Genomic DNA, 24,035 nt, shown 5'->3' on the forward strand with positions numbered 1-24,035 from the left:
ATTTGAGACTGCGTCAAATCTGGCCTATGTCGTCATTTGTGGCCGCGCTTTGATGCGCGTCCTCCTTGATGATGCGATTCAAAGGCACAGATGCGCCCATGGCCAGCTCCAATTGGTTCGATTCTCAAACTATTCTCGATGGCATCCGCCGCTGGGTGGAGGTCGAGACGCCAACGGACACGCCTGAACAGGTCAACAAGCTCGTCTCGATGGTCGCGGAGCAATACCGCGATCTCCCTGTTACGCTCGAGCGCATCGCCGGTGTCGATGGTTGCGGCGATCATCTCGTGGCGCGCTCGACCTGGGGCCAGGACCGGCCGGGCATCCTGGTGCTGAGCCACCTCGATACCGTTCACCCCATGGGATTCATCGAGCGCCTGCCGTTCAAGGTCGAAGGCGACAGCGCGTTCGGTCCCGGCATCTACGACATGAAGGGCGGCGCCTACATCGCCCACCACGCCTTTCGCGCGCTTTGCGCCACGGCCGATCGCCGGCCGCTCGGCATCACCCATCTGTTCACTTCGGACGAGGAGATCGGCAGCCCCACCTCTCGCGCACTCATCGAGACCGAAGGGCGCAAGGCGAAGTACGTGCTGGTGACGGAGCCGGCGCGCGAGGGCGGCAAGATCGTCACCGGTCGCAAGGGCGTCGGGCGATTCGAAGTGTTCATCAAGGGCGTGCCCGCGCATGCCGGCACGCGGCCCCAGGATGGCCGCAGCGCGATCCGCGAGCTTGCCAACGTCATCCTGGCGCTGGAGGCGATGAACGATCTGGCGCGCGGCGTCACCGTCAATGTCGGCGTGGTGCGCGGCGGCACGCGGCCCAACGTGACGCCGGAAGAAGCCTATGCTGAAATCGATCTGCGCGTGCCGAGCTTCAAGGACGCGGATGAATTCGTCGGCAAGATCCTCGCTTTGACATCGAAGACAGATGGCGTCACCGTCAAGGTCACGGGCGGGCTCAATCGTCCGCCTTACGAGAAGAGCAATGCAGGCGCTTCGCTGTACGAACATGCAAAGACGGTTGCCACGGAGATCGGCTTCGATCTGGTGGACGTTCACACCGGCGGCGGCTCGGACGGCAATTTCACCGCCGCCCACACCGCGACGCTCGACGGGCTCGGCGTCGACGGCAAGGGCGCGCACACCCATTATGAGCAGCTCTATGTCTCGTCGCTCGCACCGCGCGCGCGGCTGCTCCACCGCCTCTACCAGACGCTACGATGAGTGAGCGCAAATCAGATCCGGATCGCGAGGACAGCGAGCGCGCCTTCTTCGGACGCCGCAAGGGCCACAAGCTCAGGCAGCACCAGGCCGAGCTGATCGATCATCTGCTGCCGCGTCTTGCGCTCGCCATCGACCGCGCAGCACCGGCGGATGCCCGCGAGATCTTCGCCCCCGCAGCCGACGATTTGCGGCTCGAGATCGGCTTCGGCGGCGGCGAGCATCTTGCGGCGGAAGCGCAGACCTTCGCCACAACCGGCTTCATTGGCTGCGAGCCTTACGTCAACGGCATGGCGAAGATCCTCGCGCAGATCGAGGCCGCCGAGATCGGCAACATCCGCCTGTTCGCAGGCGATGCCGCCGAGCTCCTGGCCTGGCTGCCGGAAGCTTCGCTGTCGCGGATTGACCTGATCCATCCCGATCCCTGGCCGAAACGGCGGCACTGGAAGCGGCGCTTCGTCCAGGACCGGACCATCGCCGCGATGGCGCGCGTGCTGAAAGCCGGCGCCGAATTTCGTTTCGTCTGCGACATCGACGATTACTGCGCCTGGACGCTGTCGCATCTGTCGCGCTCGCAGGACTTTGTCTGGCTCGCGGAGCGCGCCGATGATTTTCGCCTGCCGTGGGCCGGATACACGATGACGCGCTACGGCCGAAAGGCCACGCGCGAGGGGCGCAAGGCGGCGTATCTGCGGTTCAGGCGGGTCTAGATCGTCTGCCGGTTGCGCCAGAAATTCACGACGCGCTCGGCGGTCGTCGGCATCAAGCGCGTGAAATTCGCGCGCGCCTGCTCAAGATCGGCATCGGCTGGCGTGCGATTCGGGCCGTGCCACATCAGGATCAGCGCCCGCACCGTCGGCCAGCTGACATTCAGCACACGCCCCAGAACCAGGATTGGATCGTAGCGGTCGCCCGTGATCAGGCGGTCGAGGACCGAGAGGCGGACTCCGGACATCGCCGAGAGCGAAGCGATCGCCTCCTCGTATTTGTAGGCCTTCGCGAAGCCAAACAGCGCGCTCTCGCCAAGATGGCCCCCGCGATGCAAGGCCAGCACCGTACGTTGCGCTCCCGAGAAATCGCGACGCGGGCCCGGCGGCAGCGTGGCTTCCTCGATGGCCGCCATGGCGCGCGTGATCTCGACCTGGCGCACGGGATTGACCACGCTCGAGAGGCGACGGCGGATGACGTCGAGCGTACCGTCGAGAAGCTGTTTCAGGTTCTCACCCGAAAGATCGCTGCGCTGGCCGATCCTGAGCGTCAGCACGCCATCCTGCGCGGCACGCTTGATCAGCTCCGAATAGCTGCCAAGCGAGAACACCGCGCCGGCATTGCCCGCGGCGCGGCGCACCACGTCGCGATCGCCGCGCTCGACCAGCACGTCGGTGATGACAGCCGACAGCGTGGGGCGTTCGCTCATCGCCAGCAGATGTCCCTGGCCCTTCAGTCGCGCGATTTCGACGAGAGCGGCGTCGTCGAGCACGGGCGAATGGCGCAGCACGGGGCCCGCCACCGCGATTTCGTTTTCGCGCGCGAGCTCGCTCACGAGACGCCGCGGCGCGTTGTTCAGGCGCGAGAAGCGTTCGGCGAGATCGACGCGCGAGGCGAGCTCGGCATGCGGGACGAGATCGATCAGCAGATTGTCGAAGAGATCGATGACATCGGGACGGAGGTTCTCGGCGTCCTGAAAGAACAGTTGGGAAATGGCATGCGCGATCTCGCCGCGACGCCGCGGGTCGCCGCGTTTGACGATATCGTCCAGTCCGGGAATGAGCGACGTGGCAACGGTCATGAAAACGCAAACTCGTAGGGGGCACGCCGCGGGTACGCCCTGGTCCAAGCCGCCCCACAATCAGGGAATCTAGGCCTTGGAGGTGAAGGAAGCGTTGCGCCAGCGGGCCGCACAGCGGGCGCAAAAAGCCTCGCGCGCCGTGCAATGGGCCTTGTCCGAGAGGGCGGAAAGGGCTATATCACCGGCAATTCATCTTCTCATACGATCCGCGTAGTGAGAGTGGGCCCGAAAGGACCCGCTCTTTTTTATTACCTGAACGCGGCCTGGTGGAAGATGTGCGGCCCGCCGATCTGTCGGGAGAGTTCCGAAGCGGGCTTGAAAGCTTAACCAAGCCTTAACCATACCGAGCGCCTTGACCTCTGACATGACCGAACCGAACCCTGGTTCCACGGATGCCGAATTGCTGGCCGAGCCGAGGCTCGTGGTCGAGCCGGGCGTCGCGGCGCGGGTGTCCGCGGTCGCGGGGCCGGTGCTCGAAGGCATGGGCTACCGCCTGGTGCGGATCCGCATTTCCGGGGAATCCGGCTGCACCGTGCAGGTTATGGCAGAGCGGCCGGACGGCTCGATGCAGATCGAGGATTGCGAGGCGATCTCGCGGGCACTGTCGCCCGTGCTCGACGTCGCCGATCCCGTCGATCGCGCCTATCGGCTGGAAATCTCCTCACCGGGGATCGACCGCCCGCTGGTGCGCCGCTCCGATTTCGAGCGTTATGCCGGCCATCTGGTGAAGGTCGAAATGGCTGTCGCCCATGAGGGGCGGAAGCGGTTCCGCGGCACGATCGGCCCCGTCGAAGGCGACCGCGTGCATCTGCATCGCGACGACATCAAGGCGGGCGAGGCTGCCGACGTTCTCCTGACGATGGAAGACATCGCCGAGGCACGGCTGGTGCTGACGGACGAGCTGATCGCGGAATCCATGCGCCGCGGCAAGGCCCAGGCCCGCGAAATGCGCCGCAATCTCGGCCTCGAGCCGCCGGCGGCGCCGCACGCCAGCATCAGCGAAAAAACGACCAAGAACACCAAGCCGACTAAGAAACCGACGCCGGCCGCGACGAAGAAGCCGGCTCCGACCAATACCAAGAAACATCGCCTGGCCGCCGAACGCGCGCGACGGGGCGAAATCGATCCTGACGAAGGAGACTAGCCATGGCAGTCAGCGCCAATCGACTTGAATTGCTTCAGATCGCCGACGCCGTTGCGCGCGAGAAATCGATCGACCGCGGCATCGTCATCGCGGCGATGGAGGATGCCATCGCCAAGGCGGCGCGGGCCCGCTACGGCAGCGAGACCGACGTTCACGCCGAGATCGACCCGAAGAAGGGCGAGCTGCGGCTGTCGCGCCACATGCTGGTGGTCGAGACGGTCGAAAACCATTCCAACCAGATTTCGCTGGTGGATGCGCAGCGCGCCAATCCCGGTGCCCAGGTCGGCGACACCATCGCCGACACCCTGCCGCCGCTGGAATATGGCCGCATCGCCGCGCAATCCGCCAAGCAGGTGATCGTGCAAAAGGTGCGCGAAGCCGAGCGCGACCGGCAATATATGGAATTCAAGGACCGCATCGGCGACATCGTCAACGGCGTCGTCAAGCGCGTCGAATATGGCAGTGTGATCGTCGATCTCGGCCGCGGCGAGGCCATCATCCGCCGCGACGAGATGCTGCCGCGCGAAGTGTTCCGCAACGGCGACCGCGTCCGCGCCTACATCTTCGATGTCCGCCGCGAGACCCGCGGGCCGCAGATCTTCCTCTCCCGCACCCATCCGCAGTTCATGGCAAAGCTGTTCGCGCAGGAAGTGCCCGAGATCTATGACGGCATCGTCGAGATCAAGGCGGTCGCCCGCGATCCCGGCTCGCGCGCAAAAATCGGCGTGATTTCTCGTGATTCCTCGGTCGATCCGGTCGGCGCCTGCGTCGGTATGCGCGGTTCGCGCGTGCAGGCGGTGGTGAACGAATTGCAGGGCGAGAAGATCGACATCATCCCCTGGTCGCCCGACATCGCGACCTTCGTGGTCAACGCGCTGGCGCCGGCCGAAGTCTCCAAGGTCGTCATCGACGAAGACCGCGAGCGCATCGAGGTCGTCGTGCCCGACACCAACAACCAGCTCTCGCTGGCGATCGGCCGCCGCGGCCAGAATGTGCGTCTGGCCTCGCAGCTCACCGGCTGGGACATCGACATCCTGACCGAGCAGGAGGAATCGGAGCGCCGCCAGGCCGACTTCGAGAACTCCACCCGCGTCTTCATGGAATCGCTCAATGTCGACGAAGTGGTCGGCCAGTTGCTGGCGTCCGAAGGCTTCACGTCGGTCGAGGAACTCGCGATGGTGGACGTCAAGGAACTCGCCGGCATCGAAGGTTTCGACGAGGAGACCGCGCAGGAACTCCAGAACCGCGCCCGGGAATATCTCGAACAGCTGGAAGCCGAGCTCGAGGCCAGGCGCAAGGAACTCGGCGTCGAGGACGCCGTGAAGGACGTGCCCGGCGTCACCTCGAAGATGCTGGTGAAGTTCGGCGAGAACGACATCAAGACGGTCGACGACCTCGCCGGTTGCGCCACGGACGATCTGGTCGGCTGGACCGAGCGCAAGGAAGGCGGCGAGCAGACCAAATATCCGGGCGCGCTCGATGGCCTGGAGATCTCCCGTGACGATGCTGAAGCGATGATCATGCAGGCCCGCGTCAAGGCCGGATGGATCACCGAGGCCGATCTCGCCAAGCCTGCTGAAGAGGCCGAGGCGACCGAAGATCAGCCGGCTTAGGGCGAAGGAGGATGTCACCCGGATGCTCGCCGATACTGACCCCGAACTCGACCATGGACCGCGGACCGAAAGGTCCGCGACCGTGCGGATGTGTGCGGTCAGCCGCGAGGTCCGGCCGATCGACGAGCTGATCCGCTTCGTCGTCTCGCCGCAAGGGCACATAGTTCCCGATCTCAAGCGCAAGCTGCCCGGACGCGGCATGTGGGTCACCGCCTCGCGCGAGGTGGTTGCGGAAGCCGTTCGGCGTCACCATTTTACGAAAGCCTTCAAGCGCGAGCTGCGCATCCCTCAGACGTTTCCCGCCGACCTCGAGGCGCTCCTGGTCCGGAGCGTGGTCGAAGCCCTTGGGATTGCGGCCAAGGCGCGCCAGATCGTCGCCGGTTTCGGCAAGGTCGAAAGCGCGCTTCGGGAGGGTACGGTCGAGGTCCTGATCCATGCCAGCGACGGGGCCGCGGACGGAATCCGCAAATTGGACATGCTGGCGCGTCAAAATGAGGGAAATCGCGGCGCCAAGCCGGAGATTCCCGTCGTCACTGCACTAAAATCGACAGAATTGGATTTGGCACTTACCCGGTCAAATGTGATACATGCTGCCCTGCTCGCGGGCCCGGCGAGCAAGTCATTCCTGTCACGTAGCCAGATGCTGGTCCGATACCGGATGGCGGACGCTGACAGGACTGCCGAAAAGCCCGGCCAGGATTTCTGAGAGACAACGACCACCCGATAGCACGGTGCGGCAACGCACAAGACAACAAGATCAGGATTAGGACTGCTTAATGGTTGATACCAAGACCCCTGGCGACAAGAAGCTGAGCGTTCCGAGCAAGACGCTATCGCTCAAGCCGCGCGTCGAAACGGGCACCGTGCGCCAGAGCTTCAGTCATGGCCGTAGCAAGCAGGTCGTGGTCGAGAAGCGTGGCAAGCGCCGTGTCGACGGCAGCCCTGAACCGCAGGTGGCCGAAGTGGCGAAGCCCGCGCCGGCCGCCGCGCCCAAGCCTGCCCCGGCACGCCCCGCGCCGCCGCGCAACGCCGGCTCCGGCGTGGTGCTGCGCACGCTGACCGAGGACGAACGTTCCGCCCGCGCCAGCGCGCTGGCCGATGCCAAGGTGCGCGAAGTCGAAGAGCGCCGCCATGCCGAGGAAGAGGCCCAGCGCCGCGCGGTCCGCGAAAGCGCCGAGCGTGCTGATCGTGAGGCCGCCGAAGCCCGCCGCAAGGCCGAGGAGGAGCGTCACCGTCACGAGGAGGAAGCCAAGCGGAAGGCCGAAACCGAGGCCAAGAAGCGTTTTGGCGAAGGCGAGCAGCCGCAATCTGTGGCGCGCCCTGCAACGGGGACCTCGGCCGCTCCTGCAGCGCGGCCCGGAGCGCCGATGGCGCGACCCGGCACAACCACCACGGCACGCCCGGGAACAACGACCGCGCGACCCGGAACGACCACGCAGCGGCCGGGAGGCCCGGTGGGCCGCGCCCCCGCCGTCGCAGCCGGACCGGACGAGGACGACGGTCCGCGCCAGATCCGTCGCGGCCCCGGCGGCGCTGCGCGGCCTGTGGTCGCTCCCAAGCCCACCCACAAGCCCGGCCCGCAGAAGGAGCGCGGCCGCCTGACGGTCGTCACCGCCTTCAATGCCGACGACGTCCGCGAGCGCTCGATCGCCTCGTTCCGCCGCCGCACCCAGCGCCTGAAGGGCCATGCCGCGAACGAGCCGAAGGAAAAGCTCATCCGCGAGGTGGTCATTCCGGAAGCGATCACCATCCAGGAGCTCGCCAACCGCATGTCGGAGCGCGCGGTGGAAATCATCCGCATGCTGATGAAGCAGGGCGCGATCCACAAGATCACCGACGTGATCGATGCCGACACTGCGCAGCTGATCGCCGAGGAGCTTGGTCACACCGTCAAGCGCGTTGCCGCGTCCGACGTTGAAGAAGGCCTGTTCGACGCCATCGACGATTCGACCGACACCGAGCCGCGCTCGCCGGTGGTGACGGTGATGGGTCACGTCGACCACGGCAAGACCTCGCTGCTCGATGCGCTTCGTCATGCCAACGTGGTCTCCGGCGAAGCCGGCGGCATCACCCAGCATATCGGCGCCTATCAGGTGCTGTCGCCCGAAAGCGGCAAGAAGATCACCTTCATCGACACGCCCGGCCACGCCGCGTTCACCGCGATGCGCGCGCGCGGCGCCAAGGTGACCGACATCGTCGTGCTGGTGGTTGCGGCCGACGACGGCGTGATGCCGCAGACGATCGAAGCCATCAACCACGCCAAGGCGGCGCGGGTGCCGATCATTGTTGCCATCAACAAGATCGACAAGCCCGACGCCAAGCCCGAGCGCGTGCGCACCGAGCTGCTCCAGCACGAGGTGCAGGTCGAATCCTTCGGCGGCGAAGTCGTCGATGTCGAAGTGTCGGCGAAGAACAAGACGAATCTCGACAAGCTGCTCGAGATGATCGCGCTCCAGGCCGACATCCTCGACCTCAAGACCAATTCGGATCGTCCGGCCGAAGGCACCGTGATCGAAGCCAAGCTCGATCGTGGCCGCGGTCCGGTCGCGACCGTTCTGGTCCAGCGCGGCACGCTCCGTGTCGGTGACATCATCGTCGCCGGCGCCGAAATGGGCCGCGTCCGCGCGCTGATCTCGGATCAGGGCGAGACGGTGCAGGAGGCAGGTCCATCCGTGCCGGTCGAGGTGCTCGGCTTCAACGGTCCGCCGGAAGCCGGCGATCGTCTCGCCGTGGTCGAGAACGAAGCCCGCGCCCGCCAGGTCACCAGCTACCGCGCGCACCAGAAGCGCGAGAACGCGGCTGCCTCGATCTCCGGCATGCGCGGCTCGCTCGAGCAGATGATGTCGCAGTTGAAGACGGCGGGCCGCAAGGAATTCCCGCTGATCATCAAGGCCGACGTGCAGGGCTCGCTGGAAGCGATCCTCGGCTCGCTGGAGAAGCTCGGCACCGACGAAGTCGCCGCGCGCATCCTGCATGCGGGTGTCGGCGGCATCTCGGAATCGGACGTGACGCTCGCGGAGGGCTTCAACGCCGCGATCATCGGCTTCTCGGTTCGTGCGAACAAGGAGGCCGCTGCGGCCGCCAAGCGCAACGGCATCGAGATCCGCTACTACAACATCATCTACGACCTCGTGGACGACGTGAAGAAGGCCATGAGCGGCCTGCTCGCGCCGACCCTGCGGGAAACCATGCTCGGCAATGCCGCGATCCTGGAGATCTTCAACATCTCCAAGGTCGGCAAGGTCGCCGGCTGCCGCGTCACCGACGGCACCGTGGAACGCGGCGCCAACGTGCGCCTGATCCGCGACAACGTCGTCGTGCACGAAGGCAAGCTGTCGACGCTGAAGCGCTTCAAGGACGAAGTGAAGGAAGTCCAGTCCGGTCAGGAATGCGGCATGGCCTTCGAGAACTATCACGACATGCGCGCCGGTGACGTCATCGAGTGTTACCGCGTGGAGACGATCCAGCGCTCCCTGTAAGTCCAAATCTTACCGAAGCGCCTGGATCTTTTTTGAACTGAATTGCGGGAGTACGATGGCCGGATTTTTTCCGGCCATCCACCCCTCTTCGTTTCAGCAAGACAAATGACAATGCCCGTGTCCCAAAAGCGGGCATGACGAGGTGATTTTCAGACCATGCCCCGCCATCATCAAAAAAAGAGTTCCGCGTCTGGCGGCTCGCAACGTCAGTTGCGGGTCGGCGAGCAGGTTCGCCATGCGATAGCCGAGATTCTGGCGCAAGGCAGCGTGCATGATGCTGACCTCGAAGGTCACATCATCACCGTGCCGGAGGTGCGGATGTCGCCCGACCTGAAGCTCGCAACAGTCTACGTGATGCCGCTCGGTGGCCGCGACACCGAGATCGTCCTCGCTGCGCTCGAGCGCAACAAGAAATTCCTGCGCGGCGAGGTCGCGCGGCGCGTTAACTTGAAATTTGCACCTGACCTTCGCTTCCGCGTCGACGAACGATTCGACGAAGCGGAACGGATCGAGAAGCTTTTGCGAACACCCGCGGTGCAGAAGGACCTGGAACAGGATCCGGATACGGATCGGGAAGAAGAACGATGACGATGGACCCGGCTCACGGCACGATCGGCGGCGAAGAGGCCGATCAGCTCGACGTGCAGAAGAATAATTTTGCGGACATGAGCGGCAATTCTCAGCCCGCTCAAGAGCCGCGCCGCGTCAACAACGATCCGCGCGCCAACAAGCAGAAGGGCAACCAGCCGCGCCGCGACCGTCGCGACGTCCACGGCTGGGTCGTGCTCGACAAGCCGATCGGCATGACCTCGACGCAGGCCGTTGCCGTGCTCAAGCGCCTGTTCAACGCCAAACGCGCCGGCCATGCCGGCACGCTAGATCCGCTGGCCTCCGGCGGCCTGCCGATCGCGCTCGGCGAGGCCACCAAGACCGTCCCCTTCGTCATGGACGGCCGCAAGCGCTACCGGTTCACGGTGTGCTGGGGCGAGGAGCGCGACACCGACGACATCGAGGGCCGGGCGACCGCAACCTCGGACCAGCGCCCGACTCGGGAGGCCATCGAGGCCCTGCTGCCCCGTTTCACCGGGGTGATCCAGCAGATCCCGCCGCGCTATTCCGCGATCAAGGTCCAGGGCGAGCGCGCCTACGACCTCGCCCGCGACGGCGAGATCGTGGAACTGGCCTCGCGCCCGGTCGAGATTCACCGATTAAGCCTTGTAGATCAACCGGATAGCGACCGGGCCGTGTTCGAGGCCGAGTGCGGCAAGGGCACCTATGTCCGCGCGCTGGCCCGCGATATGGGCCGGATTCTCGGCACTTACGGCCATATCTGCGCACTGCGGCGGACCCTGGTCGGCCCATTTGGCGAGAACGACATGATTCCGCTGGATCAGCTGGAGGCTTTGTGCGATAGAGCCGCGTCCGGCGAGGGTAGCCTCGCCGACGCGCTTATGCCCGTTGAGACCGCGCTGGACGACATCCCGGCACTGGCCGTCACTCGGGCTGATGCGGCAAGGCTCCATCGGGGCCAGGCCGTTTTGTTGCGCGGACGGGATGCGCCCACTTGTAGCGGCACAGTCTATGTCACGGTGGCAGGCCGGCTTCTCGCGCTTGCCGAAGTCGGCAATGGCGAAATCATCCCCAAGCGTGTGTTCAACCTGACCGGCCTGACTGCCAGCGCCGATCGCAACGAGAGAAATTGACGATGTCGATTGCCGCAGAACGCAAAGCGGAAGTCATCAAGACGAATGCCAACAAGGCCGGCGATACCGGCTCGCCAGAGGTTCAGGTCGCGATCCTGTCGGAACGCATCGCCAACCTCACCAACCATTTCAAGACCCACGTGAAGGACAATCATTCGCGTCGCGGTCTCTTGAAGCTGGTCTCGACCCGCCGCTCGCTCCTCGACTATGTGAAGAAGAAGGACGAGGCGCGCTACAAGGCGCTGCTCGAGAAGCACAACATTCGTCGTTAAGAGTTCTTGCGCGCGCCAACCGGCGCGCGTTTTCGCGCGTGATTTCGAACGAAAGCGTTTGTTTAAAGGTTTTTCGTCGAGGCTGCGTGCGCGTCGGATGCGAGCCGTTGACGGCGAGCATCCGGGCATGATGGGCGAACACCGCGCTTCGGTGTTCGCGTTCGTGCCGACTGACAGTCCAGCAGCAATCCGGCGGCTGGGCACAACGGGCAAGGCGCCCGTATGACCCGAAGGGATGGACGCCATCCGAAATCCAAAAACCATGGCAGGATCGCAGGACGCTGATCGCCCGCTTCGATCAACGTCCCGCAATCTTGCGCATGGTTTTTGTTTTTCGACCCGTCCTTCTTTCGAGAACCCATGAAAGAAGACCTCTATGTTCAATAAGCATTCAGTCGAGATCGACTGGGGTGGACGCCCTCTCAAGCTTGAAACCGGCAAGATCGCCCGCCAGGCCGACGGCGCCGTCGTCGCGACCTACGGCGAGACCGTGGTGCTCGCCACCGTCGTTGCCGCGAAGTCACCGCGTGAAGGCGTCGACTTCCTGCCACTGACCGTCGACTACCAGGAGAAGACCTACGCAGCCGGCCGCATTCCCGGTGGCTATTTCAAGCGCGAGGGTCGTCCGACCGAGAAGGAAACGCTGGTCTCCCGCCTGATCGACCGTCCGATCCGTCCGCTGTTCGTCGACGGCTGGCGCAACGAGACCCAGGTGATCGTGACCGTGCTCTCGCACGATATGGAGAACGATCCCGATATCGTCGCGCTGGTGGCCTCATCGGCTGCGCTGACCCTGTCGGGCGCTCCCTTCAAGGGCCCGATCGGCGCCGCGCGCGTCGGCTTCGCCAATGACGAGTTCATCCTCAACCCGACGCTCGACGAGATGGTCGACACTCAGCTCGACCTCGTCGTCGCCGGCACTGCGGACGCCGTGCTGATGGTGGAATCGGAAGCCAAGGAGCTGAACGAAGAGATCATGCTCGGCGCCGTGATGTTCGGTCACCGCCACTTCCAGCCGGTGATCAACGCGATCATCGAGCTCGCCGAAAAGGCCGCGAAGGAGCCGCGCGAGGTCACCGCGATCGACAATTCGGCGCTCGAAAAGGAAATGCTCGGCATGGTCGAGCAGGAACTGCGCGCCGCCTACGCCATTCCGGTCAAGCAGGATCGCTACGCCGCGGTCGGCAAGGTCAAGGAAAAGGTGATCGCGCACTACTTCCCGGAAGGCCAAGAGCCGAAATACGACAAGCTGCGCATCGGCGGCGTGTTCAAGGAGCTCGAAGCCAAGATCGTTCGCTGGAACATTCTCGACACCGGCAAGCGCATCGACGGCCGCGATTCCAAGACCGTGCGCAACATCGTCGCCGAAGTCGGCGTGCTGCCCCGCGCCCACGGTTCGGCGCTGTTCACCCGCGGCGAGACCCAGGCGCTGGTCGTGACCACGCTCGGCACCGGCGAGGACGAGCAGTACATCGACGCGCTGTCGGGAACGTACAAAGAGACGTTCCTGCTGCACTACAATTTCCCTCCCTACTCGGTCGGTGAGACCGGCCGCCTCGGCGGTACCAAGCGCCGCGAGATCGGCCACGGCAAGCTCGCCTGGCGTGCGATCCACCCGGTGCTGCCGCCGCACCACGAATTCCCCTACACCACGCGCGTGGTGTCGGAGATCACCGAATCCAACGGCTCCTCGTCGATGGCATCGGTCTGCGGCGCCTCGCTCGCGCTGATGGACGCCGGCGTGCCGTTGAAGCGGCCGACCGCGGGCATCGCAATGGGCCTGATCCTCGAAGACAAGCGCTTCGCGGTTCTCTCGGACATCCTCGGTGACGAGGACCATCTCGGCGACATGGACTTCAAGGTCGCCGGTACCGAGCAGGGCATCACCTCGCTCCAGATGGACATCAAGATCGAGGGCATCACCGAGGAGATCATGAAGGTCGCGCTCGGTCAGGCTAAGGATGGGCGTATCTACATCCTCGGCGAGATGTCGAAGGCGCTCACCAACGCCCGCGCCGAGCTCGGCGAATACGCGCCGCGCATCGAGACCTTCAAGATCGCCACCGACAAGATCCGCGAAGTGATCGGCACCGGCGGCAAGGTGATCCGCGAGATCGTCGAGAAGACCGGCGCCAAGGTCAACATCGAGGACGACGGCACCGTGAAGGTCGCCTCCAGCGACGGCGAGGCGATGAAGGCCGCGATCAAGTGGATCAAGTCGATCGCCTCCGATCCGGAAGTCGGCCAGATCTATGACGGCACCGTCGTCAAGGTGATGGAGTTCGGCGCTTTCGTGAACTTCTTCGGCTCCAAGGACGGCCTTGTCCACATCAGCCAGCTCGCCTCGGCGCGAGTGCAGAAGACCTCCGACGTCGTCAAGGAAGGCGACAAGGTCAAGGTCAAGCTGCTCGGCTTCGACGACCGCGGCAAGACCCGCCTGTCGATGAAGGTGGTCGACCAGGAGACCGGCGAAGACCTCGAGGGCAAGGGCGAGAGCCAGCAGCCCGCGCGCGAAGCGGCCGGCGAGTAAATCTCGCTACCTGCCAGAAACACGAAGGGCGGCCTCGCGGCCGCCCTTTTTGTTTGTCGCTTGCCGAACTTTGGAATCAGGCCGCGATGTCGTAGCGATCGAGGTTCATCACCTTGGTCCAGGCCTTGGCGAAGTCCTTGACGAACTGCTCTTTGGAATCCGACGTGGCATAGACCTCTGCGTAGGCGCGAAGCTGCGAGTGTGCGCCGAAGATCAGGTCGACGCGCGTGCCGGTCCACTTGACCGCGTTGGTCTTGCGGTCGCGGGCCTCATAGGTGCCGTCGGTGCCGGCCGGCGTCCACTGCGTGCTCATGTCGAGCAGGTTGACGAAGAAGTCGTTGCTCAGCGTTCCCACCTTCGAGGTGAGGACGCCGTTCTTCGAACCGTTCGCATTGGCACCGAGCACGCGCAGACCGCCGACGAGCACCGTCATCTCCGGGCCGGTAAGCCGGAGCAGCTGCGCACGATCGACCAGAGCCTCCTCGGGCATCATGAACTGCTGCCGCTTGCCGATGAAGTTGCGGAAGCCATCGGCCCGCGGCTCCAGCGGAGCAAACGAAGCGGCGTCGGTCTGCTCCTGCGAGGCATCCATGCGGCCCGGCGTGAAGCCGACCTTGACGTCGACGCCGGCATCCTTGGCGGCCTTCTCGACCGCGGCGGTGCCGCCGAGCACGATGAGGTCCGCCAGCGAGACCTTCTTCGCACCGGATGACGCGTTGAAGTCCTTCTGGATCGCTTCGAGCTTGCCCAGGACCTTCGAGAGCTGAGCCGGCTCGTTCACTTCCCAATCCTTCTGCGGGGCGAGGCGGATACGCGCGCCGTTGGCGCCGCCGCGCTTGTCCGAGCCGCGGAACGTCGAGGCCGACGCCCAGGCGGTCGAGACCAGCTCCGAGACCGACAGACCCGAGGCCAGGATCTTGGTCTTCAGCGAGGCGATATCCTGCTCGCTGGCCAGCTCGTGATTCACAGCAGGGATCGGATCCTGCCAGATCAGGGTTTCCTTCGGCACCAGCGGACCGAGATAGCGCACCACCGGACCCATGTCGCGATGGGTGAGCTTGAACCAGGCACGGGCGAAGGCGTCCGCGAACTGATCGGGATTCTCGAGGAAGCGGCGCGAGATCTTCTCATAGGCCGGATCCATACGCAGCGAGAGGTCGGTCGTCAGCATCGTCGGCCGATGCTTCTTGGACTTGTCGAAGGCATCGGGAATGATCGCCTCGGCGCCCTTGGCCGTCCACTGCTGCGCACCGCCCGGGCTCTTAGTCAGCTCCCATTCGTACTTGAACAGGTTCTCGAAGAAGTTGTTGCTCCACTTCGTCGGCGTCGTGGTCCAGGTCACCTCGAGACCGCTGGTGATGGAATCGCCGCCAATGCCCGACGCGTGCTTGCTCTTCCAGCCGAGGCCCTGATCTTCGAGCGCGCCCGCTTCCGGCTCCGGTCCGACCAGCGACGGATCGCCGGCGCCGTGGGTCTTGCCGAAGGTGTGGCCGCCGGCGATCAGTGCGACGGTTTCCTCGTCGTTCATCGCCATGCGGAAAAAGGTCTCGCGAATGTCCTTGGCCGCGGCGATCGGATCCGGCTTGCCGTTCGGGCCTTCCGGATTGACGTAGATGAGGCCCATCTGCACCGCGCCGAGCGGCTCGGCGAGCTGGCGTTCGCCGCTGTAGCGCTCATCGCCCAGCCAGGTGCCTTCCGGACCCCAATAGAGCTCTTCCGGCTCCCAGACGTCGACGCGGCCGCCGGCAAAGCCAAAGGTCTTGAAGCCCATCGACTCCAGCGCGACGTTGCCCGCCAGCACCATCAGATCGGCCCAGGAAATCTTGCGGCCGTATTTCTGCTTGATCGGCCAGAGCAGACGGCGTGCCTTGTCGAGATTTGCGTTATCGGGCCAGCTGTTGAGCGGCGCGAAACGCTGCTGTCCGGCGCCGGCGCCACCGCGACCGTCGGTGGTGCGGTAGGTGCCCGCGCTGTGCCAGGCCATGCGGATCATGAGGCCGCCGTAGTGACCGAAGTCGGCGGGCCACCATTCCTGCGATTCCGTCATCAGAGCGGTCAGGTCCTTGATGACCGCGTTCAGGTCGAGCGACTTGAATTCCTTGGCGTAGTCGAAGTCCTTGTCCATCGGGTCGGACTTGGCGGAATTCTTGTGCAGCATCTCGATGCTGAGCTGGGTCGGCCACCAATCGCGGTTCGCCGGCACACGTTTTCCACCCGAAAACGGGCACTTTGAAGTGTCGTCCATGAATACCTCCTCTGGTGGCGTCGAACTCGCGCCTTTGACCAGGTAGAAACACTCTAAGCTTCACGTTCGATCAGGGGAAGTTGACTTTAATGATCGCAGCGATAAGATTTTCTGATGCTAAACCTCACGCTGCGCCAGCTCCGGTATTTCGACGCCCTGGCCCGTCACAGTCATTTCGGCCGCGCGGCTGAGTCCTGCTCGATCTCGCAGCCTGCCCTGTCGATGCAGATCAAGGAGCTGGAGGAGGCGCTCGGCGGTCTGCTGCTGGAGCGCAGCGCCCGGCAGGTGGCGCTGACCCGATTTGGCGAGGAGCTCGCGCAGCGCGTCCGCGACATCTTGCGCTCGGTCGACGAGCTCGGCGATTTCGCCCGCGCCTCGCAGGACCGGTTCTCCGGACGGCTGCGCATCGGCATGATTCCGACGATCGCGCCCTATCTGCTGCCGACGATCACCAAGAATCTGACGCGCATGCATCCGGAGCTCGACATCCGCGTGCGCGAGACGATGACGCCGCGGCTGATTCAGGAACTGGTGGAGGGTCGGCTCGATACCGCCATCGTGGCGCTGCCGGTGTCCGAGCCCTCGCTCACCGAGGTCGCCCTGTTCGAGGAAAAATTCCTGCTGGTGCGGCCGAGTGCGGATGAGGGAACGCCGGCACCGTCGCGGGAGACGATGCGCGAGATGCGGCTGCTGTTGCTCGAAGAGGGGCACTGCTTCCGCGATCAGGCGCTGTCATTCTGCAACATGCAATCGGCGCCGCCACGCGAGATGCTGGATGCCAATTCGCTGTCGACGCTGGTCCAGATGGTCAGCGCCGGCATCGGCGTCACGTTGATCCCCGAGATGGCGGTGTCAGTTGAGACGCGATCGGCCTCGGTCTCGCTCGCGCGCTTCCGCGACCCGCAGCCGTCGCGCACCATCGGCATGGTCTGGCGCAAGACCAGCCCGCTGGCGCGGCAACTCCTGCAAATCTCCGAGGTGGTGTGCCTGTCGGCGGGCAAGGTGCGCGCACGTCCATCCGTGCGCAGCAAGCCAACCTGAGGCCTCGATGTCGCATCCCATCATTCGCCCAGCCCGCGCGGACGAATACGACGAGATCGGCCGTATCTGGATGGAGAGCTGGGTCTCGACCGGCCTCGGCGAGACGAGCGACTTCCTGCTGGCAAACCTGCGTGCACGGATCCGGCGCGAGACCGAGGACGGCTGGAGCCTGTTCGTCGCCGACGACGACGGCACGATCGCCGCGATGCTGGCGCTGCATTTGCCAAAACTCTATCTCGACATGCTGTTCGTCGCGCCCGCCTATCAGGGCCAATCGCTCGGCCGCCAATTGCTTGGCTTCACGCGCACACAAATGCCCGACGAGATGTCTCTGCGCTGCATCCGCGAGAACGAAAAAGCCTGGCGCTGGTACGAGCGCGAGGGCTTTGTGTTCGAGAAAGAAGAGGTCGAGCCGTCGAACGGATTCATGATGAAGTATTATCGGTGGCGGCGGCAGCGACCCGCCGGATAGGCAGTGGTCGCCTGGTGCAGCTTGCGGTTGTCACGGTTCCAATTTACTGTGGCGTATCCGCCGTCCTCCTGCCCCTGATCTCCCGGAATCGATGCTTCGAATTGCTGTCTCGCTGATCGCGTTGCTGTCCCTGCTCACCACGGCAGCCGCGCAAACCCCTCCCGCAACCACCGCGCCTCCCGCTCAGACGGCGGCGCCAGCCAAGAAGGCAGTCAAGAAGGCGGCGCCGAAGGCCAAACCGGCTGCACAACAGCCAGTTGCGGCGGAGAGCGGCCCCTGTCAGATCGGCGTCATTTCCGCGATCGGAGACCAGTTCTCGGTGCAACATGTCGGCCTCACGATGTTCGGCAACGAGTATATGGAGGCGCCGATCGAGACGTGGGGTATCGATGATCTGTTCGTCGCGAGGGTTCGCGCCACGGCTCCCGGCACGGCTGTCCGAAAGGTCGCTTACGCAAGCGGAGCCTTCAGGCCGTACTATCATCCGGAAGCGAAACTGTTCCGCAATGACCGCGACGACCTGACGGCGCTGGTGCGGCAGATCGCCGGAGCTGCAAATTGCGAACGCTACGTCGTAGCCACGAAAGCCCGCGTTTCGGTGGATGGCACCAATCAATCAATCGAGGGCCTCGGGGTCTACAAGAATTGGGCGAGCCCTTCCGGGCGCGGCGTCGTGGTTTCCTATTTCCGCATAAACGTTTTTGACGGACGGACTTTCGACATCCATCGGGCGCCTACCCGCAGCTTCGGCGATGTGATTGCTTCGAGTTTCTCCAACAAGAACGACAATATGCAAATCCTCAACAATCTCGAATTTCCCAAGACCCCTGAACAGGTGACCAGCAGTGCATTGCTGCGTGACAGCACACGCAGCCTGCTCACGGCCCAGCTGGACAGGTATCTACCCGCGTATATCAAGGGCGAGTAAGCGCCTTTGCCGAGGGGACGCGACAAAGACTATCGCTCGTCCGCTTCCTGCGGCTGGGCTGCATTTGACGTTTTGGCCCGGCTCGTCGTCCTTGCGGCCGTCGCGTGGTGCTTTTCGACATCTGCTTGGGCGCAGACCAAATTGGTACCACCAGGGGCGGAAACGGCAGGATCAGCCGTCAAGCAAAGCAACAACAAGACGACCACGCGGCGTGAAGCGACGGGCAAACCCGCTCCCGTGGTCGGCGGCCCGTGCGACTTCGGTGTCGTCGTCACCACCGGCGATGAGTTCACCGTGCTGACGACCGGCCTGACCGTATTTCAGCACAAGAAGACGGTCGTCCCGATCCCGGGCTGGGGACTCAATGATCTGATCTTCGCGCGGATTCGCGCCACGATCCCTGCCGGCGTGTCCGTTCTGAGAATCCCCTACAACCCGGCGAAATTTCCTCCCCGCGATGAGTCCAAGGACACATTGAAGGACAGGTTGTTCCGCGATCTCAATGCGGAGCTGGCCCAATACATGCGCGACGTCGTGAAAGGAACGAATTGCCGGCACTACATCCAGATCCTCAATTCAATCAGCCCTTTCGGGTCATCCAACTATACGGTCCGCGGCTTCGGCATCCTCAACCATGATGTGGTGCTCGGGCGTCGCATCTATCTCTACGCCCTGGCGTTTGTCCGCATCTTCGATGGGCGCGACTTCTCCGTTGTCAGACAGAGTTCTGCGCTGATCAACACGCATCATTCCCTTATGGTGCAGAGGCTCCTGGGCGTGCAAATCGGCGGCCCCTATCGCGAACTACCCGCAGAATCGTTTCCAACCCGCCCTGAAGATGCCGCCGACAATCCCGCACTGCGCGACGACGTGCGTGCCATGCTGACGGAAAGCCTCGACAAGACGCTGCCGCTGCTGATCGGGGTTCAACGAGCGGCGCGCAACAGCGACGCGCGCTGATCGACACGTCCTTCGCAGCAGGAACTGGTCTCGATTATTGAGAAATCGTGGGCACGTCGCTTGCGCGCCTTTGCCCACTCTACGAGAGCTAATCCTGCGCCTTCAAATCGTCCGGCCGCGGCATCAGGACGGTGTTGTAGCCGGAATCGACATAGTGGATCTCGCCGGTCACGCCGCCGGAGAGATCCGACAACAGATACAGCGCCGAGCCGCCGAGCTCGTCGAGCGTCACGCCCCGGCGGAGCGGCGAATGTTTTTGCATGAAGGCGAACATCGCGCGCGCCTCGCCGATGCCGGAGCCGGCGAGCGTGCGGATCGGGCCGGCGGAGATCGCGTTGACGCGGATGCCGCGCGGTCCGAAATCCGAGGCGAGATAGCGCACCGAGGCTTCCAGCGCCGCCTTGGCCACGCCCATCACGTTGTAGTTCGGCATCGCGCGTTCCGAGGCGCCGAAGGTCAGCGTGATCATGCTGCCGCCCTCCGTCATCAGCTCGGCGGCGCGTTTTGCCACTTCCGTGAAGGAGAAGCAGGAGATCACCATGGTGCGCGAAAAATTCTCGCGGCTGGTGTCGGCGTAGCGACCCTTGAGCTCGTTCTTGTCGGCGAAGCCGATCGCGTGGATCACGAAATCCAGCCGGCCCCACTTTTCGCGCAAGGCCGTGAATGTGGCGTCGACGCTGGCGATGTCCTCGACGTCGCAGGGCAGCACCATGTCGACGCCAAGCTGCTCCGCCAGCGGCTTAACACGCTTGCCCAGCGCCTCGCCCTGGAAGGTGAAGGCAAGCTCGGCGCCGTGGGCATGCAGCGTCTTCGCCATGCCCCAGGCGATCGAATGATCATTGGCGATGCCCATGATCAGACCGCGCTTGCCTTTCATTAAACCTTCCATTGCCTGATAGCTCCCATTATTCCGGCGTCATCGCCCGCCTTGCGCGCACTTGCGCACTGGGGCAGGCGATCCAGTATTTCGAGGCGATTACTGCAAATCGAGAAGTTGCGGCGTGCTGGATGCCCGCCTTCGCGGGGCATGACAGCGTGCCAAAATTACGCATCCAGCCGGCTGAACACCAGCGTGGCGTTGGTGCCGCCGAAGCCGAAGGAGTTCGACAGCACGGTGCCGATTTTGACGTTGTCGATGCGCTTGCGCACGATCGGCATGTCGGCGAACACGGGGTCGAGCTCCTGGATGTGGGCGCTCTCGCAGATGAAACCATTGTTCATCATCAGCAGCGAATAGATCGCTTCCTGCACGCCGGTTGCGCCCAGGGAGTGACCGGTCAGCGCCTTGGTCGCCGAGATCGGCGGGCACTTCTCGCCGCTTCCGAACACCCTGCGGAGTGCGTCGATCTCCGGCGGATCGCCGGCCGGGGTCGATGTCGCGTGCGGATTGATGTAGTCGACCTTGGTCTTCACGGTCGACATCGCCATGCGCATGCAGCGCTCGGCGCCCTCACCTGATGGTGCGACCATGTCGTAGCCGTCGGACGTCGCGCCATAGCCGACGATCTCGCCGTAAATGCGTGCGCCCCGCGCCTTGGCATGCTCGAGCTCTTCCAGCACCAGCACGCCGGCTCCGCCGGCAATCACGAAGCCGTCGCGGTTGACGTCGTAGGGACGGGAGGCCGTCGCAGGCGTGTCGTTGTACTTCGAGGACATCGCGCCCATGGCGTCGAACAGCACCGACAGCGACCAGTCCAGCTCCTCGCAGCCGCCGGCGAAGATGACGTCCTGCTTGCCGATCTGGATCGTTTCATAGGCATTGCCGACGCAATGGTTCGACGTCGCGCAGGCCGACGAGATAGAATAGTTCACGCCCTTGATCTTGAACCAGGTCGCAAGCGTTGCGGAGGCCGTGGAGGACATCGCCTTCGGCACTGCAAACGGCCCGACACGCTTCGGTCCCTTGGTGCGGGTGATGTCGGCGGCTTCGACGATGGTGCGCGCCGACGGACCGCCGGAGCCCATGATGATGCCGGTGCGAATATTGGAAATTTCGTCGGGCGAAAGACCGGAATCCTGGATCGCCTGTTCCATCGCGACGTGATTCCACGCCGCGCCCTGACCGAGGAAACGCATGGCGCGGCGGTCGACCACCGTCGAAGGATCGAGCGTCGGCGCACCCTGCACCTGGGAGCGGAAGCCGAGCTCGGCATATTTTTCAGCCCGCGAAATGCCCGACTTCGCCTCGTGAAGGCTCGCAAGCACCTCCTGGGTGTTGTTTCCGATGGAGGAGACAATGCCCATCCCGGTGACCACAACCCGCCTCATGACAGCCTCGCCTCAATCGTTGTCTTCGTGGTGATGCGCTCAGCCCAGGCTCGTGCCCTGCTTGAACAGGCCGACCTTCAAATCCTTTGCGCGATAGATAATCTGGTCATCCACCGAAAGCCATCCGTCGGCGATACCGAGCACCAGCTTTGAACGCATCACGCGCTTGATATCGATGTTGTACACAACCTTGCGGGCCTCCGGCAGCACCTGGCCGCTGAACTTCAGCTCGTTCAGGCCAAGCGCGCGACCGCGACCTTCACCGCCGCTCCAGCCCAGATAAAAGCCGACCATTTGCCACAGCGCATCGAGCCCGAGGCAGCCGGGCATCACCGGATCGTTCTTGAAGTGGCAGCCGAAGAACCAGAGGTCGGGCTTCACGTCGAGCTCGGCGCGCACCACCCCCTTGCCGAATTCGCCGCCGGTCTCGCTGATGTCCGTGATGCGGTCGAACATCAGCATCGGCGGCAGCGGCAATTGCGCATTGCCAGGGCCGAACATCTCGCCGCGGGCACATGCCAGCAGATCTTCATATTCGTAACCGTTGCGCCTGTTCAGCATGCGGAAGCCTTTGTGTTCAAACCCCGATTGAGCGGCGTTTCCGGCGAAAATGGGCCCCATCCTGTTCGAAAGGCGACATCTGTTGCCATTGTCAGACGAGAATACCGAAGGACCCTGGATGGATAGCGAGCGGCCCTCAATGCCGGGTCGCGCCAAAATGGGTTAAGCGGAACCGCGGGCTCTCTAACACAGGCCATTTCGGGTAGCAAAGCGCTCTCATGAAGGTAAAATGACGGGCCGCCACCCCGGTTCCCTGCCTGATTAGAACCGCTCTAGTTGCGAGAAACTTGCATCTGCATCTATCTCTCCATATATGTTGGGCAACGACAGTGTTCACGCGTGCCCGAAGCTGGAAATGAACGAAAATAACGCGCCCCATCGCGACGAAGAGGCCCATGCGGCGGCTCTTATGTCCGGCCGCCAGCCGGCGTTGACCGGCTGCCCGTGGCACGACGTCAACGAAATGCTCCAGTCCGCAGGGCTTCGCCCCACGCGCCAGCGCATGGCGCTCGGCTGGCTCCTGTTCGGCAAGGGTGCACGTCACCTCACGGCTGAAATGCTTTACGAGGAAGCGACGCTGGCCAAGGTGCCGGTCTCGCTGGCGACCGTCTACAACACGCTGAACCAGCTCACCGATGCCGGTCTGCTGCGTCAGGTCAGCGTCGACGGCACCAAGACCTATTTCGACACCAACGTCACGACCCACCATCACTACTACCTCGAGAACAGCCATGAGCTGGTCGACATCGAGGATCCGCATCTGGCGCTGTCCAAGATGCCTGAGGTGCCCGCGGGTTACGAGATCGCCCGCATCGACATGGTCGTACGGTTGCGCAAGAAGCGCTGAGATCTATCCTGAACTGCTGATTTGATCGTCATGGCCGGGCTTGTCCCGGCTATCCACGTTATTCGGTCAGGCGTCGAAAAATGCGTGGATGCCCGGGCATGACGGTGGAGCAACAGTTCCGCTCCCTCCCAGATCAATTCACCTGCTCGTCCGAGTAGACGCCCCAGAGGCGCTCCTGCTGGATCCAGCCGTCAAAGCCGTTACCGCTGACGCGGCACCAGTTTGCAGTGCACTTCTTCACCTGGGTGACGACACCGGCCTGGAGCCTGGCCGCAACCGCGCTCTCGGGATCGGCGCGGTCGTAGATCGGCGCGAGCTCGTCCTTGTGCTTCATGGTGACGACAGCAGTACGGCGGCCCGACAGCAGCGAGTGATAGACCCAACCCTCGGCGCCCTCGGAATCGCGGACCCGGCGCCAGTTCTCGAACTCGGCGGTGATTTCGACCGGCAGGCCGGAACGGGTGTAGACCCAGGCGACGTCGTTGTCCTTGGTCGGGCCGGCGCGGACGTTGACGTGATCCGATTTCAGGCTGACGTAGCGCGGCACCGGGAGGCCTGAGGCCGTCTGAGGGGTGTTGTCCTTTGCCGAATGCCCGGGACTGACCGAAGCGCTCAACCAGGTGCAAACGAGCGCCATCACCGAACAAAAACGCCCCAACGCCATCAACCCGTCTCCTGTCGAAGGTCCGGCCGAGCCGGTCCCTCGCCCTAAATTCCCAAACCAGGCCGCTGTCGCCCCTGACCCCGCCCCACGCGGGTGTTCCCGAGCCCTTTACCCGTGGTTCTTGTCTTGGCCCGGCCTTCTGCTAGAGAGGACGGACATCTGAACAACCGGTTTGTCCCGATTTTCCGGCCGGAAATGTCGGGAGAGCTTGAAGGAAACGCCGGGGACGACACGGCAAGCGCAGTGTCGAACAACCGGGTTAATGAGGCCTCAACGGCCGGCCTTTGGCGACAGAG

21 protein-coding genes are annotated in these 24,035 nt (G+C 63.9%); 15 read left to right on the forward strand and 6 right to left on the reverse strand.

Features of this window, described 5'->3' with window-relative positions:
- The first annotated feature begins 68 nt into the window (after positions 1 to 68).
- Together IVB42_RS08180 and IVB42_RS08185 are read left to right on the forward strand one after the other, a co-directional pair.
- Positions 69 to 1,226, forward strand: coding sequence for a M20 family metallopeptidase (locus IVB42_RS08180; RefSeq protein ID WP_026233029.1), 1,158 nt, complete (start codon positions 69 to 71; stop codon positions 1,224 to 1,226).
- Positions 1,223 to 1,933 carry a tRNA (guanine(46)-N(7))-methyltransferase TrmB gene (locus IVB42_RS08185; RefSeq protein WP_018455802.1) on the forward strand — a complete coding sequence of 237 codons (711 nt, stop codon included), beginning with the start codon at positions 1,223 to 1,225 and terminating at the stop codon, positions 1,931 to 1,933. Before IVB42_RS08180 ends, IVB42_RS08185 begins: the two co-directional genes overlap by 4 nt.
- On the opposite strand, the gene IVB42_RS08190 is transcribed toward IVB42_RS08185, so the two are convergent.
- The gene (locus IVB42_RS08190) at positions 1,930 to 3,012 is read right to left on the reverse strand and encodes a DUF2336 domain-containing protein (protein WP_018455801.1); all 1,083 of its coding nucleotides are present in this window, start codon (positions 3,010 to 3,012) and stop codon (positions 1,930 to 1,932) included. The genes IVB42_RS08185 and IVB42_RS08190 overlap by 4 nt on opposite strands.
- Positions 3,013 to 3,376: 364 nt before the next feature.
- Between IVB42_RS08190 and rimP the strand changes: the two genes are divergently transcribed.
- From rimP to pnp, 8 genes are all read left to right on the forward strand, one after another.
- The gene (gene rimP / locus IVB42_RS08195; protein WP_018455800.1) at positions 3,377 to 4,156 is read left to right on the forward strand and encodes a ribosome maturation factor RimP; all 780 of its coding nucleotides are present in this window, start codon (positions 3,377 to 3,379) and stop codon (positions 4,154 to 4,156) included.
- A 2-nt stretch (positions 4,157 to 4,158) separates the two neighbouring features.
- Positions 4,159 to 5,769 (forward strand): transcription termination factor NusA, encoded by a 1,611-nt coding sequence (gene nusA, locus IVB42_RS08200; protein ID WP_007603900.1) that lies wholly within the window; start codon positions 4,159 to 4,161, stop codon positions 5,767 to 5,769.
- A 22-nt stretch (positions 5,770 to 5,791) separates the two neighbouring features.
- On the forward strand, positions 5,792 to 6,475 hold the full coding sequence (locus IVB42_RS08205) for an RNA-binding protein (RefSeq protein ID WP_018455799.1): 684 nt from the start codon (positions 5,792 to 5,794) through the stop codon (positions 6,473 to 6,475).
- A gap of 70 nt (positions 6,476 to 6,545) precedes the next feature.
- Positions 6,546 to 9,248: a translation initiation factor IF-2 gene (gene infB / locus IVB42_RS08210; RefSeq protein ID WP_018455798.1), complete on the forward strand. Its 2,703-nt coding sequence runs from the start codon at positions 6,546 to 6,548 to the stop codon at positions 9,246 to 9,248.
- 156 nt (positions 9,249 to 9,404) lie between these two features.
- Positions 9,405 to 9,836, forward strand: coding sequence for a 30S ribosome-binding factor RbfA (rbfA, locus tag IVB42_RS08215; RefSeq protein ID WP_026233028.1), 432 nt, complete (start codon positions 9,405 to 9,407; stop codon positions 9,834 to 9,836).
- Complete coding sequence (truB, locus tag IVB42_RS08220) at positions 9,833 to 10,951, forward strand: tRNA pseudouridine(55) synthase TruB (RefSeq protein ID WP_018455796.1); 1,119 nt, start codon at positions 9,833 to 9,835, stop codon at positions 10,949 to 10,951. Before rbfA ends, truB begins: the two co-directional genes overlap by 4 nt.
- A gap of 2 nt (positions 10,952 to 10,953) precedes the next feature.
- Positions 10,954 to 11,223: a 30S ribosomal protein S15 gene (gene rpsO / locus IVB42_RS08225; protein ID WP_007598346.1), complete on the forward strand. Its 270-nt coding sequence runs from the start codon at positions 10,954 to 10,956 to the stop codon at positions 11,221 to 11,223.
- Positions 11,224 to 11,599: 376 nt separating this feature from the next.
- The gene (gene pnp, locus IVB42_RS08230; RefSeq protein WP_018455795.1) at positions 11,600 to 13,753 is read left to right on the forward strand and encodes a polyribonucleotide nucleotidyltransferase; all 2,154 of its coding nucleotides are present in this window, start codon (positions 11,600 to 11,602) and stop codon (positions 13,751 to 13,753) included.
- A 76-nt stretch (positions 13,754 to 13,829) separates the two neighbouring features.
- Here pnp and katG read toward each other — a convergent pair whose 3' ends face one another.
- Positions 13,830 to 15,998, reverse strand: a complete 2,169-nt coding sequence (gene katG, locus IVB42_RS08235) for a catalase/peroxidase HPI (protein WP_026233027.1) — start codon at positions 15,996 to 15,998, stop codon at positions 13,830 to 13,832.
- Between the two features lie 114 nt (positions 15,999 to 16,112).
- On the opposite strand from katG, the gene IVB42_RS08240 reads away from it, so the two are divergent.
- From IVB42_RS08240 to IVB42_RS08255, 4 genes are all read left to right on the forward strand, one after another.
- Positions 16,113 to 17,039 carry a hydrogen peroxide-inducible genes activator gene (locus IVB42_RS08240; protein WP_247469949.1) on the forward strand — a complete coding sequence of 309 codons (927 nt, stop codon included), beginning with the start codon at positions 16,113 to 16,115 and terminating at the stop codon, positions 17,037 to 17,039.
- A 7-nt stretch (positions 17,040 to 17,046) separates the two neighbouring features.
- Positions 17,047 to 17,511: a GNAT family N-acetyltransferase gene (locus tag IVB42_RS08245; protein ID WP_018455792.1), complete on the forward strand. Its 465-nt coding sequence runs from the start codon at positions 17,047 to 17,049 to the stop codon at positions 17,509 to 17,511.
- A gap of 121 nt (positions 17,512 to 17,632) precedes the next feature.
- Complete coding sequence (locus tag IVB42_RS08250) at positions 17,633 to 18,439, forward strand: hypothetical protein (protein ID WP_247398875.1); 807 nt, start codon at positions 17,633 to 17,635, stop codon at positions 18,437 to 18,439.
- Between the two features lie 72 nt (positions 18,440 to 18,511).
- The gene (locus tag IVB42_RS08255; RefSeq protein ID WP_240550533.1) at positions 18,512 to 19,399 is read left to right on the forward strand and encodes a hypothetical protein; all 888 of its coding nucleotides are present in this window, start codon (positions 18,512 to 18,514) and stop codon (positions 19,397 to 19,399) included.
- A gap of 88 nt (positions 19,400 to 19,487) precedes the next feature.
- On the opposite strand, the gene fabI is transcribed toward IVB42_RS08255, so the two are convergent.
- The 3 genes from fabI to fabA form a co-directional block, all read right to left on the reverse strand.
- On the reverse strand, positions 19,488 to 20,288 hold the full coding sequence (gene fabI, locus IVB42_RS08260; RefSeq protein ID WP_026233026.1) for an enoyl-ACP reductase FabI: 801 nt from the start codon (positions 20,286 to 20,288) through the stop codon (positions 19,488 to 19,490).
- Between the two features lie 155 nt (positions 20,289 to 20,443).
- A complete protein-coding gene (gene fabB, locus IVB42_RS08265; RefSeq protein ID WP_026233025.1) occupies positions 20,444 to 21,667 on the reverse strand; it encodes a beta-ketoacyl-ACP synthase I in 1,224 nt (407 codons plus the stop codon).
- A 39-nt stretch (positions 21,668 to 21,706) separates the two neighbouring features.
- Positions 21,707 to 22,228, reverse strand: a complete 522-nt coding sequence (fabA, locus tag IVB42_RS08270; protein WP_007603915.1) for a bifunctional 3-hydroxydecanoyl-ACP dehydratase/trans-2-decenoyl-ACP isomerase — start codon at positions 22,226 to 22,228, stop codon at positions 21,707 to 21,709.
- Between the two features lie 355 nt (positions 22,229 to 22,583).
- On the opposite strand from fabA, the gene irrA reads away from it, so the two are divergent.
- The gene (gene irrA / locus IVB42_RS08275) at positions 22,584 to 23,075 is read left to right on the forward strand and encodes an iron response transcriptional regulator IrrA (protein ID WP_018455787.1); all 492 of its coding nucleotides are present in this window, start codon (positions 22,584 to 22,586) and stop codon (positions 23,073 to 23,075) included.
- Between the two features lie 133 nt (positions 23,076 to 23,208).
- Here the strand turns inward: irrA and IVB42_RS08280 are convergent, their stop codons facing one another.
- Complete coding sequence (locus tag IVB42_RS08280; RefSeq protein ID WP_026233024.1) at positions 23,209 to 23,739, reverse strand: SH3 domain-containing protein; 531 nt, start codon at positions 23,737 to 23,739, stop codon at positions 23,209 to 23,211.
- Positions 23,740 to 24,035 lie beyond the last annotated feature (296 nt).

This window comes from Bradyrhizobium sp. 45 (genome assembly GCF_023073155.1).
GTDB classification, from domain to species: domain Bacteria; phylum Pseudomonadota; class Alphaproteobacteria; order Rhizobiales; family Xanthobacteraceae; genus Bradyrhizobium; species Bradyrhizobium canariense_D.

Bases quoted from the DNA above. Each gene is read 5' to 3' on its own strand.
- IVB42_RS08190 (WP_018455801.1), bottom strand. From the start codon at position 3,012: ATGACCGTTGCCACGTCGCTCATTCCCGGACTGGACGATATCGTCAAA.
- rimP (WP_018455800.1), top strand. From the start codon at position 3,377: ATGACCGAACCGAACCCTGGTTCCACGGATGCCGAATTGCTGGCCGAG.
- nusA (WP_007603900.1), top strand. From the start codon at position 4,159: ATGGCAGTCAGCGCCAATCGACTTGAATTGCTTCAGATCGCCGACGCC.
- pnp (WP_018455795.1), top strand. From the start codon at position 11,600: ATGTTCAATAAGCATTCAGTCGAGATCGACTGGGGTGGACGCCCTCTC.
- fabI (WP_026233026.1), bottom strand. From the start codon at position 20,288: ATGGAAGGTTTAATGAAAGGCAAGCGCGGTCTGATCATGGGCATCGCC.
- IVB42_RS08180 (WP_026233029.1), top strand. From the start codon at position 69: ATGATGCGATTCAAAGGCACAGATGCGCCCATGGCCAGCTCCAATTGG.
- rbfA (WP_026233028.1), top strand. From the start codon at position 9,405: ATGCCCCGCCATCATCAAAAAAAGAGTTCCGCGTCTGGCGGCTCGCAA.
- infB (WP_018455798.1), top strand. From the start codon at position 6,546: ATGGTTGATACCAAGACCCCTGGCGACAAGAAGCTGAGCGTTCCGAGC.
- IVB42_RS08185 (WP_018455802.1), top strand. From the start codon at position 1,223: ATGAGTGAGCGCAAATCAGATCCGGATCGCGAGGACAGCGAGCGCGCC.
- fabA (WP_007603915.1), bottom strand. From the start codon at position 22,228: ATGCTGAACAGGCGCAACGGTTACGAATATGAAGATCTGCTGGCATGT.
- IVB42_RS08280 (WP_026233024.1), bottom strand. From the start codon at position 23,739: ATGGCGTTGGGGCGTTTTTGTTCGGTGATGGCGCTCGTTTGCACCTGG.
- truB (WP_018455796.1), top strand. From the start codon at position 9,833: ATGACGATGGACCCGGCTCACGGCACGATCGGCGGCGAAGAGGCCGAT.
- katG (WP_026233027.1), bottom strand. From the start codon at position 15,998: ATGGACGACACTTCAAAGTGCCCGTTTTCGGGTGGAAAACGTGTGCCG.
- IVB42_RS08205 (WP_018455799.1), top strand. From the start codon at position 5,792: ATGCTCGCCGATACTGACCCCGAACTCGACCATGGACCGCGGACCGAA.
- irrA (WP_018455787.1), top strand. From the start codon at position 22,584: ATGAACGAAAATAACGCGCCCCATCGCGACGAAGAGGCCCATGCGGCG.
- fabB (WP_026233025.1), bottom strand. From the start codon at position 21,667: ATGAGGCGGGTTGTGGTCACCGGGATGGGCATTGTCTCCTCCATCGGA.
- rpsO (WP_007598346.1), top strand. From the start codon at position 10,954: ATGTCGATTGCCGCAGAACGCAAAGCGGAAGTCATCAAGACGAATGCC.
- IVB42_RS08245 (WP_018455792.1), top strand. From the start codon at position 17,047: ATGTCGCATCCCATCATTCGCCCAGCCCGCGCGGACGAATACGACGAG.
- IVB42_RS08240 (WP_247469949.1), top strand. From the start codon at position 16,113: ATGCTAAACCTCACGCTGCGCCAGCTCCGGTATTTCGACGCCCTGGCC.